A 17,411-nucleotide genomic window follows, 5' to 3' on the forward strand; every position below is an offset into this window, starting at 1 on the left:
ACACAATACTCGCTAGTATCGAATGGATACCAGTGAGTATCGAAAGGTCGGAGATGGAAGACAGGGACGACGCCGAGGACACCTCGGAGACCGAGGCGTGCGAAGCGTCCGAAGCGGCGTCCGAGGTGGACGACGCCCAGGAAGACGCTGAGGACACGCAAGGCGCGCCTCAGATCACCACGGTGGGACTCGGGGTCGATGGCGAGCACGGCCCGCTGTTCTCCGACATCGACCTGGAGCTCACCCCGGGATTCCACGCCATCCAGATGCCCGGGGGATGGGGCCAGACTGCGCTGCTGCTGACGCTGGCCGGCCGCCTTGCACCCACCCACGGCACCGTCACCGTCTGCGGCGAGTCCCGGCCCCGCGACATCCGCCGACATTGCGCGATCGCGGCGTTCGCCGACATCGACGAACTCGAGGACTCGGTCACCGTCCAGACGGTGCTCGCCGAGCAGCGCCGCTGGCTGGCCCCGTGGTACCGGCGGGTGCCGGCGCAAGCCGGTGAGTCCGCACTACGGGAGGTGTTCGGAGACCTGACGCCGCCCGCGCCGGAAACCTACATCAGCGAACTGTCCGACCTCGACCTGTTCCTGCTGAAGGTCACCCTGGCGCTGTTCTCGAATCACCCCATCCTCGTGGTCGGTGACCTCGAGCAGGTCCGGGACAACTGCCGGCGCGCAATCGCGGTCGAGCGGCTCGGCGCCATCGCCACCCAGCGCAGTGTCGTTGTCGGAGTGACCAATCCGCTCGGCCATGAAGCTCCTGACCACGACCTGCACGATCACCGCATCCTTAACGGAAAGAACTCGTGATGCTGAATCGCCTTCGCGCAAGCGGCTCATCCCGACTGAATAGTCTTCGCGCAAGCGGCTCATCTCGGCTGAATGATCTTCGCGCAAGCGGCTCATCCCCGATAGCCGGCCTCGCCTTCGGCTCGGAAATCAAACGCTTCGGCCGCAGCCGGATGACGCGGGCTGCGATCGTGGTGCTGATGCTGCTACCGCTCGTCTACGGTGCCCTGTATCTCTGGGCCTACTGGGACCCCTTCGGTCGGGTCGACAAAATGCCGGTGGCACTGGTCAATTCGGATCGGGGCGCGGTGGTGTCAGGACAGCAGATCAATGTCGGCGCCGAGATCGCCAAGAGCCTGACCGACGACGCCAGCCTGAATTGGCATGTGGTGGACGAAGAAGAGGCACGCAAGGGTGTCGACCACGGCACGTACTACTTCATGCTCGAGCTGCCATCGGATTTCAGCGAGGCGATCGCTTCGCCTCTGACCGGACGGCCCAAGCAGGCCAACCTGAACGCGGTGTACAACGACGCCAACAACTACATCTCATCGAACATCGGCCGCACCGCGATCGACCAGGTGCTCAATGCGGTGTCGACGCGGATCTCCGGCCAGGCGGTCAACCAGGTGCTCTCCGTGGTGGTCAGCTCGGGTGCCGGGATCAAGCAGGCTGCCGACGGTGCGGCCCAACTCGCTGACGGCGCAGTGAAAGTCGATGACGGCGCCGGCCAGTTGGCGACCGGCCTGCACACCGCCCGGTCCGGCTCGGCGCAGCTCGCCACCGGCGCCAAGCAGCTCTCCGATGGGATCAACAAGGCCACCGATCCGCTGGTGGCGGTGAGCTCGGCGCTGTCGAAGATCGGTGGTGACACGCAGAAACTGGAAGACGGCACAATTGCCCTGCGGCAGGCCAATGACCAGATCGGTGCCATCACCGGGGCACAGGACTCCGCCGCGACGGCGTTGACCTCGGTGATCGACCAGCTGTCGGCCAGCTCGGATCCGATCGCCAACAACGCCGCCGGAACTCTGCGCGGCGTCCAGGGCGACCTTCGGGCCCACCAGTTCACTCCGCAGATCCGCCAGCAGCTCACCGACGCCGAGAACGCGGCGATCTCGATGACCTCGTCGCTGCGCAACCCCGGCAGCCCGTTGAACTCCGCGCTCGATCAGGTGGGCAGCAAGAACTCCGACCTCAACGCCAAGCTGAACCAGCTGCGCGGCGGTGCCCAGCAGCTCGCCTCGGGCAATGCCGAATTGGCCAGTGGTATCGCGAAACTCGACACCGGTGCCGGGCAGCTAAAAGCCGGTACCACCCAGTTGCGAAGCGGATCGGCCGAGTTGGCCACCAAGCTCGCCGACGGTGCCGGTCAGGTACCGGATTGGACGCCTGCGCAGAAGGACGCGATCGCCGACACCATCGGTGGCCCGGTTCACCTGCAGAACTCGGCGGAGAACTCCGCGCCCAACTTCGGCACCGGGATGGCACCGTTCTTCATCACACTCGCCCTGTTCTTCGGCGCGCTGGTGCTGTGGATGGTGTTGCGCCCGTTGCAGAACCGCCCGATGGCCGCGGAGGTGCTGGCGATCCGGGTGGTGCTCGCCAGCTACCTGCCCGCGGCGTTCATCGGGGTGTTCCAGGCGATCATCCTGTACTGCGTGGTGCGGTTCGCGCTCGGCATGCAGGTGGTGCATCCGGTCGCGATGCTGGGCTTCATGATCCTCGTGTCATGCGCGTTCGTCGCCGCGACGCAAGCGGTCAACGCCCTCGTCGGCCCCGCGGTCGGACGCGTGCTGTTGATGGCGCTGCTGATGCTCCAGTTGGTCAGCGCCGGCGGGATGTATCCGGTGGAGACGACGTCCCGGCCGTTCCAGGTATTCCATGCCTACGATCCGATGACATACGGCGTCAACGGATTACGCCAGCTCATCCTGGGCGGTATCGATCACCGGCTGTGGCAGGCGATCATCACACTGCTGGTGATCTGGGCGGGTGCCCTGACCATTTCGGCATTGTCGGCCCGGCGCAACCGCCTGTGGAACATGACCAGGCTGATGCCCGCGATCAAGATGTGAGTCAGACCGCCTGCAGCAGAGCGGCATCGGCGAGGGGACGGCTGGGCTGTCCGTGGATGTCGACGGGGACATCGCCGGACAGCGTCACCCGGTGCATCACTCGGCGCTGATCGTCGTAGTCGTCGACCGCACGGTGCTGCGTGGCCCGGTTGTCCCACATCGCGACGTCACCGGGAGCCCAGTTCCAGCGAATCGTATTCTCCGGCATGGTGATGCGTCGTTGCAGCAGCTCTAGCAGGGTGGCGGATTCATGGCTGTCCAGGCCGAGGAAGCCGCGGGTGAAGTCACCGGCCACCAGGGTGCGTTCGCCGGTCTCGGGGTGCACCCGCACCACCGGGTGTTCGGTGCGGAAGTCGGGCTTCTCAAACGCGGCCCGCATCTGCTGCTGTTCCTCGCTGAGGGCGATGGCCTGTGCCGCGGCGTAGTCGAAGCGGTTGCTGTGGACGGCCCACAGGTTCTCGGTGAGCGCCTTGAGCGGTGCGGGCAGCCGATCGTAGGCGGCCGCGGTCGAGGCCCACAGGGTCGATCCGCCGTACTCGGGCAGTGTCACTGCGCGCAGGATCGAGATGGCCGGGTAGTCCGGCACGAACGTGACGTCGGTGTGCCAGCGGGTGGCCTTGGCGTACTCGGAATCGAGCGGGGTGATCAGCGGGGCATCGTTCTGCTTGAGGGCGTGGTGGCCGACGGGCGTGCCCATCAAGCGCGCGAAGGCGTGATGCTCCTCGTCGGTGAGGTGGTGCTGGCCGCCGAAGAAGATCACCTTGTGCTCCAGCAGGGCGCGCCGGATTTCGGCGACCGTGCTCGCATCGAGATTCCCGCCCAGTTTCACCCCGTCGATACGGGCACCGATGCGGCTGCCGAGCTTCTTGATGGTGAGGGGAGCGGTGGTGGAAGCGGTCATCGGCTTGTCCTTTTCGCTGGTGGAACAACTGTAGTCAAGTGACTACACCTGCATGTGGGCTAGTGTAGCCACGTGACTACACCCACGCCACCGGCGAGAGATCCGGCGAACCCGGTGGGCCGGGAAGAGGTGGTGGCGGCCGCGCTGTCGGCGGCGGCCGAACTGTTCGCCGAGCGCGGGGTGTCGGCCACGTCGATCCGGGACGTCGCGTCGCGGTCCAAGGTCAATCACGGGCTGATCTATCGGCATTTCGGCACCAAGGAGCAGCTGGTCGGCGCGGTCCTCGATCACCTCGGCGGGCGGCTCACCACTCTGTTGGACGACGGCGGCCCGGCTGACGAGATCGAGCAGAACATGGACCTGCACATGCGCGTGATGGCGCGGGCGCTGCTCGACGGTTACCCGATCGGCCGGCTACAGACCCGGTTTCCGGGTGTCACGAGGCTGCTCGGGCAAGTCCTGCCTCGGTTCGAAGACGAGCGCAGTGGACGGCTTGCGGTCGCCAATGCCGTTGCCCTGCAACTGGGTTGGCGGTTCTTCGAACCGTTCCTGCGGTCGTCGGCCGGCCTGGATCCGATCGGCGACGACGAGGTACGGGACGCGGTCGGCGCCGAGGTCGCACGGATCCTCGAACCCGGCGCCGCCGCGAAGTAGTCAGCCGCCGTTGCGGACCGAGGATTCGACCTTCTCGCCGAGCTGCTTGTCGACGTTCTTCCAGTACTCGAAGGCACGCTCCAACACGTGCTCGGAGACCCCCTTCGACAGGTGCCCGGCGATATTGGACACCAGCCGGGCACGCGCCGCGTCGTCGAGCACGTCGCGCACCATCGTCCCGGCCTGGCCCCAATCGTCATCCTCGGCGTGCAGCGTGTAGGCGGCGCGGATCATCTCGCCGTCGGCACGCCACAGCGATTCACCGGTACGGGCCGGGTCGGCCTGCGGGCCGCCGTACGAGTTCGGCGCGTAGACCGGGTCGGTTGCATTCTTCATCCGCATGGCCCCGTCTTTCGAGTAGCTGTTCACCTCGACCTTCGGGGCATTGACCGGGATCTGCTTGTAATTGCTGCCGAGCCGGTGACGGTGCGCATCGGCATAGGAGAAGTCGCGGGCCAGCAGCATCTTGTCCGGACTCAGGCCGGTACCGGGCACGCGGTTGTTGGGTTCGAAGGCGGCCTGCTCGATCTCGGTGTGGTAGTCCTCGACGTTGCGGTCCAGTCGCAGGGTGCCGACGTCGATGAGCGGATAGTCGCCGTGCGGCCAGACCTTGGTCAGGTCGAACGGGTTGAAGCGATAGTCCTTGGCCTCCTCGAACGGCATGATCTGGACCTTCAGCGACCACGTCGGGAACTCGCCGCGCTCGATCGCCGAGTAGAGATCCCGCTGGTGGGCATCCCCGTCGATGCCGGCCATCTCGTCACCCTCTTCCTGGGTGAGGAACTCGACGCCCTGGTCGGTCTTGAAGTGGTACTTCACCCAGAAGATCTCCCCGGCGGCATTGACCCAGCTGTACGTGTGGCTGGAGTATCCGTTCATATGGCGCCAGTCGCGGGGGATACCGCGATCGCCCATCAACCACGTCACCTGATGCGCCGATTCCGGGGACAACGTCCAGAAGTCCCATTGCATGTCGTGGTCGCGCAGGTTGTTGGCCGCGCGCCGCTTCTGGGATCGGATGAAGTGCTGGAACTTCAACGGGTCGCGCATGAAGAACACCGGGGTGTTGTTGCCGACCATGTCGAAGTTGCCGTCGGTCGTGTAGAACTTGGTGGCGAAGCCGCGAGGATCGCGCCACGTGTCGGGGCTGCCACGCTCACCGGCCACGGTCGAAAACCGGGTCAGGGTCTCGGTTTTGACGCCGGGTTGGAACACCGCGGCCTTGGTGTAGGCGCTGACGTCGCTGGTCACCTCGAAGTGACCGAATGCGCCGCCGCCCTTCGCGTGCGGCTGGCGCTCCGGGATGCGCTCCCGGTTGAACATCGCCATCTGCTCGATCAGGTAGTGATCCTGCAGCAGGATCGGCCCGTCCGGGCCGATCGTCAACGAATGTTCGTCGCTGTACACCGGGATTCCGGCGTCGGTGGTTGTCGGCTTGGGCTGGGTACCGGTCACCCCGTCGCTCCTTTCGCTGTTCGGCGCCGCCCGCCGCGCACGGCGATACGACTGCCGAGACTGACGACAGCCGAGTACCCCGACCTACAGATCTCAAACCGGTCGGGTCGGTTTCTACTGACCCGTGCGGCGACGTACCGGTTCACGCCCGGCCGGCTGCGGCGGGGGCGGCAGCAGCGGATGCCTGGGACGGACTTTGACGGTGGTCGGCTCGCGGGTGCTCAGGTGTACCTCATCACCGGCATGACGGATGGTCAGCGACCCGTCCGGACCGTCGCGCAACGTGTAGGTGACGGTGTCGTGATGCGCGTCGACCGTTACCCGAAAATCCTTCCACCGCAATCGGAACCGCAGGCACGAGATGCCATCGGGCAGGTGTGGGTCGAGCGAGAGGGCGCCCTCGTCGTCACGCAGTCCGCCGAATCCCGCCACCAGTGCCGTCCAGGCACCGGCGAGCGACGCCATGTGCAGGCCGTCTCGGGTGTTCCGGTGTAGATCCCGCAGGTCGATCAAGGCGGCCTCATAGGTGTAGTCGTGGGCCAGGTCGAGGTGGCCGACCTCCGCGCACATCACTGCCTGGGTGCATGCCGACAGTGACGAGTCCCTGGTGGTGCGCCGCTCGTAGTAGTCGACGTTGCGGGCCTTCTGTTCCGGGGTGAAGGCGTGGCTCTGCCATTGCATGGCCAGCACCAGATCTGCCTGCTTGAGGACCTGGGCGGGGTATAGCCGGACGTACGGCTCGTTCATCAACAGCGGGTAGGTGGTGTTGGCGGTGAAATCCCATTCGGCCAGCGTGGTGAAGCCCTGGCACTGCTGGTGCACACCCAGCTCTTCGTCGTAGGGGAGGTGGACGGCGTCGGCGGCGTCCCGCCAGGCCGCGGTCTCCTCGGTGGTCACGCCCATCGAATTGGACAGATCCGGATGACGCATGCACGCCGCGGCCGCCACCCTCAAGTTGTGTGCGGCCATCAGGTTGGTGAACACGTTGTCGCGCACCACCGCGGTGTATTCGTCCGGTCCGGTCACCCCGTCCAGGTGCCAGACCCCGTGCCGGTCATGGTGTCCCAACGACATCCACAGCCGGGCGGTATCCACCAGCACCTCGAGACCGCACTCTTGTTCCAGCGAATCATCGCCGGTCACAACGCGATAGCGTTCGAACGCCGCGGCGATATCGGCGTTGATGTGCCATGCGGCAGTGCCTGCCGGCCAATAGGCCGAGCATTCCTCGCCGCGGATCGTTCGCCACGGGAAACTGGCGCCGTCCAGATCGAGGAGCGCCGCGCGTTCCCGGGCCAGATCCAGCGTCGAGGCCCGCCACCGCAGCGCGTCGGCGGCGGCCTGAGGTTTGGTGTACGTCAGCACCGGCAGCACGAAACCTTCGGTGTCCCAGAACGCATGGCCGTCATAACCCGTGCCGGTCAATCCCTTACCCGCGATCGCGCGCCGCTCGGCGCGGGCACTGGCCTGCAACACGTGGAACAAACCGAACCGCACCGCCTGCTGGCAATCCGGATCTCCCTCGACCTCGACGTCGGCGCAGTCCCAGAACTCGTCGAGATAAGCGCGCTGCGAGTCGAGCAGCCCCTGCCAGCCGCTGTAGCGCGCACCGGTGATGGCGGCCGCGGCCTGATCGCGCAGTGCGGGGCGTGACCGCAGGCTCGACCATCCGTAGGCGAGGTATTTGACGATGCGCAGCTTCTGGCCGGGCCGCAGCCCGCAGATGACGGTGGTGCGAGCCAGATCGTCCCAGGTTTCGGTGCTGACCTCGACGCGGCCGGGGACATCGACGTCGTGGTCCATGGCGGCCGCCATCATCAAGCCGCTGCCGGTCGTACGATGCACCAGCAGCGCACCGTGGTCGGTGTTCTCGTGGTGCACGGCGTGCAGTGGATGTTTGAGTACTGCCGAGACCCGGGGATCGTCGGATGTCTCCGGTTGGTCTTCGTTGGTGACGAGTTCGGATTGGAGTGTCACGCGGACGAATTCGTCGACCGCCTCGACGATGTATTCGATGGCTGCAACTCCGCGGTGCGAGAACGACACGAGTCGGGTGGAAACCACCTTGACCTGTTTTCCGGCCGGTGACCGCCAGTGGGCGCGACGGGTCAGAGTGCCTGCGCGCAGATCCAGCGTGCGCTCGTGGTCCAGCAGATCGCCGTAGCGCACGTCGAAGGGTTCGTCGTCGACCAGCAGCCGCATGACCTTGCCGTTGGTGACGTCGACGACCGTCTGCCCCGCCTCGGGGTAGCCGAATCCGGCTTCGGCGTAGGGCAGCGGACGCACCTCGAAGAAGCCGGCCAGGTAGGTGCCGGGCAAACCGAACGGCTCGCCTTCATCGAGATTGCCGCGCAGGCCGATATGACCGTTCGACAGGGCGAACAGTGATTCGGATTGAGCCAACAGATTGAGATCCAAACGGGTTTCGCGCACCTGCCACGGTTCGACCGGGTACGCGTCATGGGTGATCATCATCGGGCTACATCAACTCCGCCAGGTCGGTGACGACGGTGTCGGCGCCGTCGCGACGCAACTGCGCGGCCTGACCCACCCGGTCCACGCCCACGACGAATCCGAACTTTCCGGCCCGCCCCGCTGCCACTCCGGCCAGCGCGTCCTCGAATACCGCGGCCTGCGCGGGGGAGACACCGAGTAGCTCGGCGGCACGCAGAAAGCTGTCCGGTGCCGGCTTGCCCGGCAGGTTTTCGTCGCGCATGGTCACCCCGTCCACCCGCTGCTCGATGAATGTGTCCAATCCGGTGATCTTGAGTACCTCCTCGGTGTTGGCGCTCGACGACACCACCGCGCGGCGCAGGCCCGCATCCGCCACCGCCTGCAGGTAACGGCGTGACCCGTCGAATACCTCGACCCCGTCCTTCTTCAGGGTCTGGTGGAACATTGCGTTCTTGCGATCGCCGAGGCCCTCGATGGTGTCGGCATCTTCCGGGTCGTTCGCGGTGCCCTCGGGCAGTTGGATTCCGCGACTGGACAGAAACGACCGGACACCGTCTTCCCGGCGCTTGCCGTCGACGTAGTTCAGGTAATCGGCGTCGATGTCGAAGGCGACGAACTCGTCCCCGGTACGTGCGGCACGCGTGCGCAGATAGTCGTCGAACATGGCCTTCCAGGCCTTCTTGTGCACGCTCGCGGTGTCGGTGAGGACACCATCGAGATCGAACAGGCAGGCGGTGATCTGCTCGGGCAGGCCCAGCACTGGGCACCTCGCTTTCGCCGACGTCTTCTCCATCATGCGTAATCACCGGGAGAGGGGCGGGTTTAAACACGGCTTGGGGGTGACTTATGACACCTGCCGTGTGAACCCGCTAGCTCTGAACTTCAGAGAAGGCGAGGCAGTAGCTGCGCGCGGGATCCATTGCGACCGCAACATCGCTGAATTCAGCAAGCGCGTCGAAAATATGGGCCTGATTCACATCGAACAAGAACGGTTCCAGCGGTTCCTCGTCCCACACGCGCAATATTCGGCGGACATCCGAGGTAGCGAGGTGCGGAAGAGAATGTGCACAAACCAGTTCCTCGGTATTTCGGTCATACCCTTCCACCTGCCACATGGTCATGGCTCCGCGCGGTAGCAACCCAATTGGTAATTGATCGCCGGTTCGATCATGACGGGTTCGTCGGTGAATTCGGCCAGCGCGCGAGCGGCATCGATGTCCGGTACGTCGAAGTCGAATGGCTCGATCGGAATGCCGTTGGGCACGTTCAGGATTCGGCGTATGGCATCCGCATCCACGCGCGGAAGCGGGTACTCCTGCACCAATTCTTCGGTTTCGGGATGGAAACCTTCAAGAACCCACTGCAGCTGCATCGGCGCCTCCTCGTGCACATTGGCCGCCGCTGCGGACCTTTGTTCGCTGGGTCCGTTCTACCAAGAATTCCGGCACCTCAAGCACGCGCTGACCTGCCCACTAGACTGTTGCGGTGACATCTGCATCTCCCCGTCCTGTCCTCGTCGTCGACTTCGGCGCTCAGTACGCACAGCTGATCGCTCGCCGAGTCCGTGAGGCGCGGGTGTTTTCCGAGGTCATCCCGCACACCGCCACGGTCGAGGAGATCAAGGCCAAGGACCCACAGGCCATCGTGCTGTCGGGCGGCCCGGCCAGTGTGTACGCCGAGGGCGCTCCACGTCTGGACCCTGCTCTGTTCGATCTCGACGTACCTGTGTTCGGCATCTGCTATGGCTTCCAGGCCATGGCCCAGGCCCTCGGTGGCACCGTGGAACACACCGGGACCAGCGAATATGGGCGTACCGAGCTGAACGTCGCCGGTGGCGATCTGCATGCCGACCTGCCGGGTACCCAGCCGGTGTGGATGAGCCACGGCGACGCGGTGACCGCCGCGCCGGATGGGTTCGAGGTGATCGCCTCCAGCGCCGGCGCCCCCGTCGCGGGCTTCGAGAACCGGGCCCGCCGCCTGGCCGGTGTGCAGTACCACCCCGAGGTGCTCCATTCCCCCCACGGACAACAGGTGTTGAGCCGGTTCCTGCACGAGTTCGCCGGCATCGGTGCGACGTGGACCGCCGCCAACATCGCCGAGCAGCTGATCGAGGCGGTGCGCGCTCAGATCGGTGACGGCCAGGCCATCTGCGGATTGTCCGGGGGTGTCGACTCCGCGGTGGCCGCCGCGCTGGTGCAGCGCGCCATCGGCGACCGGTTGACGTGCGTGTTCGTCGACCATGGTCTGCTGCGCGCGGGGGAGCGGGCCCAGGTGCAGCGCGATTTCGTCGCCGCGACCGGTGCCAAGCTGGTGACCGTCGACGTCGCCGACCGCTTCCTTGAGGCGCTGACCGGGGTGACGAACCCCGAGGGCAAGCGCAAGATCATCGGCCGCGAGTTCATCCGGGCGTTCGAGGGCGCGGTGCGCGACACCCTCAGCGAGGCGGACATCGAATACCTGGTGCAGGGCACGTTGTACCCCGATGTCGTGGAATCCGGTGGCGGTACCGGCACCGCCAACATCAAGAGCCACCACAACGTCGGTGGCCTGCCCGACGACCTGAAGTTCAAGCTCGTCGAGCCGCTGCGGTTGCTGTTCAAGGACGAGGTGCGCGCGGTGGGGCGTGAACTCGGCCTGCCCGAGGAAATCGTTGCCCGCCAACCCTTCCCGGGTCCGGGACTGGGCATCCGCATCGTCGGCGAGGTGACCGCCGACCGGTTGGACACCCTGCGTCGTGCCGACGCGATCGCCCGTGAGGAGCTCACCGCCGCCGGCCTGGATCAACAGATCTGGCAGTGCCCGGTGGTGCTGTTGGCGGACGTGCGTTCGGTCGGCGTGCAGGGCGACGGACGTACCTACGGTCACCCGATCGTGCTGCGCCCGGTCTCCAGCGAGGACGCCATGACGGCGGACTGGACCCGCGTTCCTTACGAAGTGCTGGAACGGATCTCGACCCGGATCACCAACGAGGTGCCCGAGGTCAACCGGGTGGTGCTGGATGTCACCAGCAAGCCACCGGGCACCATCGAGTGGGAGTGATCAGCGCGCCGGGTCACCACGCCAACGAAAACTGTTGACGTACTTGCCCATGTCCTGAGCGAGATCCAAATTGGCGCCGGACGGAACCCCGGGTCCGAAATCGGGGCTGTAGGCGTGGTACGGGCCCGTCGCGATGGCGATCAGTGCCAGGTCGTTCTTGACCGCAGCCATAATGACGACCCGCATCCGCATGTAGTCGCCGGTGGCATTCTGCGGCCAACTGTCGACCACCATGCCGTATCCCGGTTGATACCCGACCATGGCATTCGGAATCTCGTAGTCGATCTCGGTGTCGGGGTAGGTGCCCTCGACCAATTCCTCGGCGACCTCCTTGGGTGTCCGTCCATGTGCGGGGCAGCCGATCAGTTGCATCGTGCCGCCGTCGCCGGCGAGAAAGTCTGCCGTCACCCCGTCGTCGGCGGTGGTGGTGCGGTAGGCGGCTCCGGATGCGGGGTAGGACACCGAGAAAGCGCCGTCCGGTGCGGTGAAGCGGGGATTCGTCGCCACCGGATCGCTGGTCGGGGGACGTCCGCAGTCCGGTGGACACCGGTAGCGTGCGGGAGCAGGGCTGACCACCGCCGACACCACGACCAGCGCGGCCGTCAGCAGCACGACGCCGGTAGCCCATGCTCCCAGCAGCGGGCGGCCGGCACGGGGTGCGGCCCGCTGTAATGCGCGGATCGCCGCTCCACAATTGAGACAGAACGCCATGTCGGGAACGGTGTGCTCGCATTGCGGGCACTGCAGCGATTCGTTGGTGTGGACGGTCCCGTGCGCTTCGTACAGCAGGGCGATCTGCAGACCGATCCGCAACGCGAGCATGGCCAAGGCCATCACGACCAAATGCACTACCAGGACCGCGATCTCGGGTGCCGGCGCGACGTCGACGAGGCCGAGGATCGCGTACAAGACCGGGACGGCGGCGACCGTTACCGCCCAGGCTGCGCGCAAGTGTTTGGGGCGCCAGGCGTTGGCCTTGTCCGGAGTGAACCACAGGGCCACACCGATGAGAGCCCCGGCGGCCGCGGCGGTCAACGGGACCGCGACTGCCTGTATGCCGGCGTGGACCAGTAGTCCGCTCAAGGGTCGGTCGCGGTCCACCAGCCCGTCATCGAATTGTGGAGCCAATCGGCCCAATGTGGCTGCCGCAGTGAAACTGAGCGCTCCGATGGCTCCGATCGCAAAGCCGGCCAACGATTCTCGGGTGCGCGGTCCAAGCAGGCGGATGACCACCACCGGGATGAGCATGAGCACCAGCGCGCCGAGTGGGACACCGAGGCCGTCGCGCATGATCCGGAACTCCGGCACGTCGACGCCCATCGGCATGTCATACTCGCGCGCCACCGCGGTTCCGGTCAGCAGTGTCCAGGCTGCGCCCAGTCCGGCACCCAGGACGCCGGTCAGCAGCAGAGTCCGTAACGGAAGTTTTTGGAAGACAGTGGATTCACGAAGATATGTGACGAACAGCAGTGGCAAACCGAAAGTGGCCAGGGCAGTGATCGCGGCGGGTATCCGTAGCAGTGTGCAGGCGAGCACCGCCACCGCCAGTGCTGCTATCCCAAGCCGGTAGGGCAGCCGCGAACGGTGCGGTAGTGCCGGGAACAGCGAGCTGACCACCGACGGCCGCAGCAGGTGCTCGCGGCCGGCGCAGTACGCCCCTGGCCGTAACCACCCGGCCCCCTGGCGCCGCGGGTTCAGGTAGGTGCTGCACGCTCCGCAGAATGTGCCGGCCGGTACTTCGGTGCGGCACACCCGGCATACCCGCCATTCGATGGTGGGCTCCGGCTCCTCTGAGCCGGTTCCGGCGCTATTGCCTATGAGGGCTGCCGATGCCGTGACGCCCGGTGGGCGGCGCCACGGGTTCTACGTGGGTGGGCGTGAAGCTGTTGGCGCCCCCGGGGGTGACCTTCTTCTCGGTGGGCTCCGTCGGCGGCGGCGCTGACGGCGTCGTGGTCGTCGTCGTTGTGGTGGACGGCGTCGTGGTCTCTGGTGCCTTCTCGCCGGTACCGCAAGCGCTGAGCCCGATCATTCCGATGATCGCGGCGGAGGCAGCGGCAGCTGCGAGGCGACGAGTTGATCGACGTGACCTCATGATTAGTCCTCACTGTCCCCCGCGGACGAAACAGATACAGCCCGCGAAACGGGCCTGCCAGCAAACTCTAACCCAGTGCGTTCCGGCGTGGGCGTCAATTCCGTGTTTCCGGCCGGACGGCAGGCGATCAGCGGTCGGGATCTCCGCGCCATCGGAAACTGTTGACGTATTTCCCCATGTCCAGCGCCAACTGCAGGTTGGCGCCCGACGGTTTACTGGCCCCGGAGCCGGGGCCGAATTCTCGATACGGTCCGACGGCCGACGCGACGAGCGCGAGGTCGTCCTTCACCGCGACCAACACCAGCACCCGCATCCGCATGTAGTTACTCGTCGCGCCCTGCGGCCAGCAGTCGGCGACCAGGCCGAATCCGGGGTGATAACCCACCATGGCGTTGGGGATGCTGTAGGCGGTCTTGGTATCCGGATATGTCTTCTTCACCAGAGAGTTGGCGATTTCCTCGGCGCTACGTCCGGTTGCCGGCTCGCTGAACAACTGCAGCATGCCGCCGTCACCGGCTTTGAACTCCGCGGTGACACCGGTCGTGTTGGTGGTGACCGTGTATGCCGAGGAGGCCACGGGGTAGGAAACCGAGAAGCTGCCGTCGGGCGCGGTGAACACCGGATTGATCGCCACCGCCTGCCCGGTCGGGGGCGACCCGCAGTCGGGTGGGCACATATAGCGAGCCGGTGGCTCACTCGTCGCATGTGACACCCAGGCCAGTACCCCGGCAACGAGGGCGATTCCGGCGGTCAGGGTCGCCACAACTTTCAGGGCGGAGGTGCGGCGAATGGCCCGGGTTCTGCCCGTGGAAATGGGCACCGCATATCCGGGAAAGAATGTGCTCACCCGGCATCGGATCCCGGGTCACGCACCGGCCGGTGCTCACGACGCTGTTCTCTGGACGTGCGCGACGATGCGTGGGTGGCCGCACCGCAGTGCGGGCAGAACGACATGTCGGGCACGATATGGCCGCAGCGGGCGCAGAAGATGGGCTGATCGGAGGCGATCTCGTCTTGGGCTTCGTGCAGCAGCGCCAGATGCAGACCGACCCGCAACGCCAACAACGCCAGCACCGAAACCGTGAGGTGCACCGCCAACTGGACCCATTGCGGAACCCGCGCCACATCGATCAGACCCAGTGCGCAGTAGACGATCAGCACCGCGAACGCGCAGGAGAACATCACCAGCCGCACATAGCCGACGTGTTTGTCGACCTTGGTAGCGGGGCGGGTGAACCACAGGGCCGCGCCGATCAGGCCACCGATGGCTGCTGCGGTCAAAGGCATGGCTACCCCGCGGATTCCGGCCTCGATGATCAGACCGGAGATCGGGCGGTTTCGCGCCACCATGCCGGTGGTGAGTTGTGGTGCCAGGCGGGTGAGCGTGGTGGCTGCAGTGAAGGCAGTGGCGCCGAGGGCGCCGATCATGAAGCCGTCCAACGATTCCCGGCTCGACCGGTTGGTCAGGCGGACCACGACAGCGGGTACCAGCATCAGGAATGCTCCGCCCAGCGGAATTCCCAAGCCGTTGCGCATGATCCGGAATGCGGTCACACCGCTTCCGAGCGGGACGCCGTAGGACTTGGCCATCATGTGGCCGGTGAGAAGCACCCAGCCGATTCCCAACGCGATTCCCAGCACGATGGTCACCACCAGGTTGACACGGTGCAGGTCGCGGAAGGCGTCGGACTCGTAGAGATAGATCAGGAACAGCAGCGGGAGTCCGAGTGCGGCCACCGCGATCAGGGCCGCGGGCAACCTCAGCACGGCGCAGGTCACCAGACCTGCCAGCAGGACCAGCATCGCGATGCGGAAGGGGGTGCGGGACTGGTGAGACAGGTGAGGGAACAGTGAGCTGGCGATCGACGGCCGCAACAGGTGTTCATCAGGAGCCACGCAGGATGCGCTGAGGCGCAACCATTCGGGGCCGTCACCTTGTTCCTTGTCGATCGGAACCCCGCACAGCCCGCAGTACTTGCCGTCGGGTACATCGACTTTGCAGACCCGGCACTCGGTGGTCGGCACGTCGGTGTCGTCGGGTGTATCGGTCATCGGTGCGCCTTCTGCAGGACAAGGATGTTCTTGGCGAGGTTCTCCACATCGGGTGACCCCAGTCCGGTCACCAGGTCGTAGCCGGGTGAGGCGGTGGCCACCGCGTTGCCGCCGAGATCGACGTCGCGGAAGGCCGGCAGCGGGGCGCCCGAGGCGATCTTGTACAACAGCGGGTTGAGGTCGCCGAGTGCCCGCCCGCCGTTGGCGATCAGGTACTGGTTCATCACCGCGGCCATCCCGGCCCACAGCGGTGCGGACTGCGATGTGCCGCCCCCGACCAGAACCTGGTTGTTCAGAACGATTTTCACGCCGGTGAAGGGATCGGCCACTGCGGCCACATCCGGGGTGAGCCGCCGCCCGGCGCTGTTGTCGCCGGGAGCGGATACGTTGCGTTGCCACTCGGGGCGGTCGAAGATGGCCGAGACGCCACCGCCGGTGCCTTGCGACAGCGGGACGTCGAACCAGGCCTGCTCGGCCAGCCAGCCGCCGTGGGCGTCGGTGGACAGTGTCGTGCCTCCGACATCGGTCATCTCCGGCAGGGAGGCCACCGAGTCCAGGCCGATGTCGTCCTCACTGGGTGCGGATGACCAGTCTTGTCCGCCTTTGCATTCCAGGCCGGCCAGGTCTCCGCTGGCATCGAATGCCGTGGTGCCGTGGGTGTGTGCGGTGGCCAGGGCGGAGCGGACCGGGGCGAGATCGGCGGCGGTGATCAGCTTGTCACAGCCCCAGCCGATCGAGAAGCTCCAGATAGCACCGGGAAACTGCTGGTCGGCGGATTCCAGCATCTTCCCGATCTTCTCGTAGGCGCCGTCGCCCTGGACTGTCGGCCGGGCGTTGACGACGACCTTCTGCGCATCCGGGGCGATGGCGTGGGCGAGCTGCAGATCCATGGTGGTCTCGCCGTGCGGGGCACTCGGTTGCCCGCCGACCACGATCGGCGTGAACTCGGGCAGGTCGAAGGTGGTGGCGAAGGTGTCCAGGTCAGCCTGATCGAAACCGTCGAACGCGAAGAACACGATGGTGGTGCCCTTGCCGGTGAATCCCTGTTTCGTCAGGTTGCCCAGGTTGTAGGTGTTGAGCACCCCCTGCGGCGTCAACCCCTGATCCGGAACATCGGTCGGCAGGTTCCGCAGGTCCGGCAGCGACATCCGGTAGGGCGTGTAGCCCAGGATGCGACCGACTTCGGTGACCTCTCCGGACAGCCGTTCGGGTACGGACGGCTGTTGTGGTGAGGCATAGAACTCCTGCCCGCGCCGGCCCCGATAGTCATGGATGTCCACGCCGAAAGCGGTTGCCAGGTCGGCGGATCGGCCTTCGGCAATGGCCCAGGAATCACCGGGCCGCCACCGGATCGACAGTGAATGCTCCTCGGCCCACCCGAGCAGCGCAGCCGGTCGGTGGGCGCTGTGCAGCGTCATGGTGAGCTGCGCCGAACCACTCCCGGCTGGGCCGAGATCGGTTGAGGCGGAAAGTAGTTGGGCGTACGGACCCGTGATGTGGGTGGGTCCGTACGCCGATCCGTCCGGTGGGGGTGTAGCCCGCAGGTCGGAGACCAGCAGGGTGCTGAACACGATCAGCGCCAGCACCACCCGCCCGGGGGTGATGTTCATCCCGGCCATCGGCGAACGACCGACTCTCTGCGCTCCGCGTTTAGTTGTCGCCGGGGATGGCGGTCGGTGCCGGCGGTGCCTTCACGCCGGGGGTGAAGAGGTTGCCGCCGGTGGGGTTGATCGACTTCTCGGTCGGCTCGACCGTTGGCGGCGGGGCAGGAGTGGCCGGGGTGGTGGTTGTGGTGGTGGTTGTGGTCGGCGTGGTGGTCTCGGGGCCCTTCTGCTCTTCGGTACCGCATGCCGCGGTGAACGAGATCATCCCGATGACTGCCGCACCGCCTG

16 protein-coding genes are annotated in these 17,411 nt (G+C 66.0%); 4 read left to right on the plus strand and 12 right to left on the minus strand.

Annotation, left to right across the window (positions count from 1 at the left end; translation table 11 throughout):
- The first annotated feature begins 53 nt into the window (after window positions 1-53).
- Both AC4ELS_RS22660 and AC4ELS_RS22665 read left to right on the plus strand, forming a co-directional pair.
- Window positions 54-815, plus strand: a complete 762-nt coding sequence (locus AC4ELS_RS22660; protein ID WP_499049388.1) for a P-loop NTPase family protein — start codon at window positions 54-56, stop codon at window positions 813-815.
- 101 nt (window positions 816-916) lie between these two features.
- Window positions 917-2,872, plus strand: coding sequence for a YhgE/Pip family protein (locus AC4ELS_RS22665; RefSeq protein WP_499049486.1), 1,956 nt, complete (start codon window positions 917-919; stop codon window positions 2,870-2,872).
- Window position 2,873: 1 nt separating this feature from the next.
- On the opposite strand, the gene AC4ELS_RS22670 is transcribed toward AC4ELS_RS22665, so the two are convergent.
- Window positions 2,874-3,773: a TauD/TfdA dioxygenase family protein gene (locus tag AC4ELS_RS22670; RefSeq protein ID WP_448445702.1), complete on the minus strand. Its 900-nt coding sequence runs from the start codon at window positions 3,771-3,773 to the stop codon at window positions 2,874-2,876.
- A 72-nt stretch (window positions 3,774-3,845) separates the two neighbouring features.
- Between AC4ELS_RS22670 and AC4ELS_RS22675 the strand changes: the two genes are divergently transcribed.
- Window positions 3,846-4,427 carry a TetR/AcrR family transcriptional regulator gene (locus AC4ELS_RS22675; protein ID WP_448445700.1) on the plus strand — a complete coding sequence of 194 codons (582 nt, stop codon included), beginning with the start codon at window positions 3,846-3,848 and terminating at the stop codon, window positions 4,425-4,427.
- On the opposite strand, the gene AC4ELS_RS22680 is transcribed toward AC4ELS_RS22675, so the two are convergent.
- From AC4ELS_RS22680 to AC4ELS_RS22700, 5 genes are all read right to left on the minus strand, one after another.
- On the minus strand, window positions 4,428-5,882 hold the full coding sequence (locus AC4ELS_RS22680) for a catalase (RefSeq protein WP_064878387.1): 1,455 nt from the start codon (window positions 5,880-5,882) through the stop codon (window positions 4,428-4,430).
- A gap of 114 nt (window positions 5,883-5,996) precedes the next feature.
- Entirely contained in the window at window positions 5,997-8,354 is a 2,358-nt protein-coding gene (locus tag AC4ELS_RS22685) for a glycoside hydrolase family 65 protein (protein WP_463793358.1), read from the minus strand.
- 7 nt (window positions 8,355-8,361) lie between these two features.
- Window positions 8,362-9,132 carry a beta-phosphoglucomutase family hydrolase gene (locus AC4ELS_RS22690; protein WP_448445697.1) on the minus strand — a complete coding sequence of 257 codons (771 nt, stop codon included), beginning with the start codon at window positions 9,130-9,132 and terminating at the stop codon, window positions 8,362-8,364.
- A 73-nt stretch (window positions 9,133-9,205) separates the two neighbouring features.
- The gene (locus AC4ELS_RS22695) at window positions 9,206-9,457 is read right to left on the minus strand and encodes a DUF7683 domain-containing protein (protein WP_499049390.1); all 252 of its coding nucleotides are present in this window, start codon (window positions 9,455-9,457) and stop codon (window positions 9,206-9,208) included.
- On the minus strand, window positions 9,454-9,708 hold the full coding sequence (locus tag AC4ELS_RS22700; protein ID WP_131812744.1) for a DUF7683 domain-containing protein: 255 nt from the start codon (window positions 9,706-9,708) through the stop codon (window positions 9,454-9,456). Before AC4ELS_RS22700 ends, AC4ELS_RS22695 begins: the two co-directional genes overlap by 4 nt.
- 113 nt (window positions 9,709-9,821) lie before the next feature.
- Here AC4ELS_RS22700 and guaA point away from each other — a divergent pair, with 113 nt between their 5' ends.
- The gene (gene guaA / locus AC4ELS_RS22705) at window positions 9,822-11,375 is read left to right on the plus strand and encodes a glutamine-hydrolyzing GMP synthase (RefSeq protein ID WP_135359318.1); all 1,554 of its coding nucleotides are present in this window, start codon (window positions 9,822-9,824) and stop codon (window positions 11,373-11,375) included.
- On the opposite strand, the gene AC4ELS_RS22710 is transcribed toward guaA, so the two are convergent.
- The 6 genes from AC4ELS_RS22710 to AC4ELS_RS22735 form a co-directional block, all read right to left on the minus strand.
- The gene (locus AC4ELS_RS22710; protein ID WP_499049392.1) at window positions 11,376-13,127 is read right to left on the minus strand and encodes a zinc ribbon domain-containing protein; all 1,752 of its coding nucleotides are present in this window, start codon (window positions 13,125-13,127) and stop codon (window positions 11,376-11,378) included.
- A 55-nt stretch (window positions 13,128-13,182) separates the two neighbouring features.
- The gene (locus AC4ELS_RS22715) at window positions 13,183-13,467 is read right to left on the minus strand and encodes a hypothetical protein (protein ID WP_082941483.1); all 285 of its coding nucleotides are present in this window, start codon (window positions 13,465-13,467) and stop codon (window positions 13,183-13,185) included.
- Window positions 13,468-13,594: 127 nt separating this feature from the next.
- Entirely contained in the window at window positions 13,595-14,314 is a 720-nt protein-coding gene (locus AC4ELS_RS22720; protein WP_082941484.1) for a hypothetical protein, read from the minus strand.
- Window positions 14,311-15,519: a zinc ribbon domain-containing protein gene (locus AC4ELS_RS22725; RefSeq protein ID WP_064960821.1), complete on the minus strand. Its 1,209-nt coding sequence runs from the start codon at window positions 15,517-15,519 to the stop codon at window positions 14,311-14,313. Before AC4ELS_RS22725 ends, AC4ELS_RS22720 begins: the two co-directional genes overlap by 4 nt.
- Window positions 15,516-17,129, minus strand: a complete 1,614-nt coding sequence (locus tag AC4ELS_RS22730; RefSeq protein WP_448445689.1) for a S53 family peptidase — start codon at window positions 17,127-17,129, stop codon at window positions 15,516-15,518. The genes AC4ELS_RS22725 and AC4ELS_RS22730 overlap by 4 nt, the downstream gene beginning before the upstream one ends.
- 40 nt (window positions 17,130-17,169) lie before the next feature.
- On the minus strand, window positions 17,170-17,411 hold a 242-nt coding region (locus AC4ELS_RS22735), incomplete at its 5' end, for a hypothetical protein (protein WP_499049395.1).

Source organism: Mycobacterium shunyiense (assembly GCF_058270035.1).

Coding starts and splice junctions, on each gene's coding strand:
- AC4ELS_RS22660 (WP_499049388.1), top strand. CDS start 54: ATGGAAGACAGGGACGACGCCGAGGACACCTCGGAGACCGAGGCGTGC.
- AC4ELS_RS22670 (WP_448445702.1), bottom strand. CDS start 3,773: ATGACCGCTTCCACCACCGCTCCCCTCACCATCAAGAAGCTCGGCAGC.
- AC4ELS_RS22685 (WP_463793358.1), bottom strand. CDS start 8,354: ATGATCACCCATGACGCGTACCCGGTCGAACCGTGGCAGGTGCGCGAA.
- AC4ELS_RS22690 (WP_448445697.1), bottom strand. CDS start 9,132: ATGATGGAGAAGACGTCGGCGAAAGCGAGGTGCCCAGTGCTGGGCCTG.
- AC4ELS_RS22695 (WP_499049390.1), bottom strand. CDS start 9,457: ATGACCATGTGGCAGGTGGAAGGGTATGACCGAAATACCGAGGAACTG.
- AC4ELS_RS22700 (WP_131812744.1), bottom strand. CDS start 9,708: ATGCAGCTGCAGTGGGTTCTTGAAGGTTTCCATCCCGAAACCGAAGAA.
- AC4ELS_RS22715 (WP_082941483.1), bottom strand. CDS start 13,467: ATGAGGTCACGTCGATCAACTCGTCGCCTCGCAGCTGCCGCTGCCTCC.
- AC4ELS_RS22725 (WP_064960821.1), bottom strand. CDS start 15,519: ATGACCGATACACCCGACGACACCGACGTGCCGACCACCGAGTGCCGG.
- AC4ELS_RS22730 (WP_448445689.1), bottom strand. CDS start 17,129: ATGAACATCACCCCCGGGCGGGTGGTGCTGGCGCTGATCGTGTTCAGC.